The sequence below is a fragment of the Microbacterium maritypicum MF109 genome, assembly GCF_000455825.1.
GTDB lineage: Bacteria > Actinomycetota > Actinomycetes > Actinomycetales > Microbacteriaceae > Microbacterium > Microbacterium maritypicum_A.
Map to the genome: position 1 here is coordinate 1 of NZ_ATAO01000095.1, position 607 is coordinate 607.

Annotated in this window: 1 protein-coding gene; it reads right to left on the bottom strand. The window is 69.7% G+C overall.

The annotated features are described in order from the left end of the window. Positions 1-607, bottom strand: a 607-nt coding sequence (locus L687_RS41495; RefSeq protein ID WP_021198764.1) for a substrate-binding domain-containing protein, incomplete at both ends; no start/stop codon positions are given.

Genomic DNA, 607 nt, shown 5'->3' on the forward strand with positions numbered 1-607 from the left:
GGGGAAGAGCGTCCACGCGAAGTCGTGCAGGCGCCCGGGTGTGGGGTCGGTCTCGAGGGCGCGGTCGACGATGATGCGCGCCTGCCGCTCGTAGAAGTCGGTGGGACCGACGGTCGTGAGCGTGGGCGCGATCAGGCGGGCGTCCGGGGTGTTGCCCACGCCCACCACCGCGACGTCGTGCGGCACCCGGAGGCCGAGCATGTGCGCGGCGTTGATCGCGGCGATCGCAGCGAAGTCGGTGGTGGCGTACACCGCTCGCGGTCGGTTCTCCCCCGACAGCAGCTCCACCGCGGCGGTGAAGGCGCTCGCCTGGGTGTCGGCATACGTCACCGTCCAGCTTGGGTCCGGTTCGATGCTGGCGGCCGCCATCTTCTCGACGTAGGGCGTGTAGCGCGTGATCTGCGTGCCGGCGAGGCGCACGGCTCCCTCCGCGGCGATGCATCCGATCGTGGTGTGCCGCTCCAGCAGATGGTCCATCGCGATCTCGCAGCCGGGGATCGCATCCGAGCGGATCACATCGAAGCCCTCGGGTTCGAGATGTTCGGAGAACACCACGAGACGCTGACCGCGACGCACGAGGTCGTCGAGGTTCTGCCGCGCCTTGTCG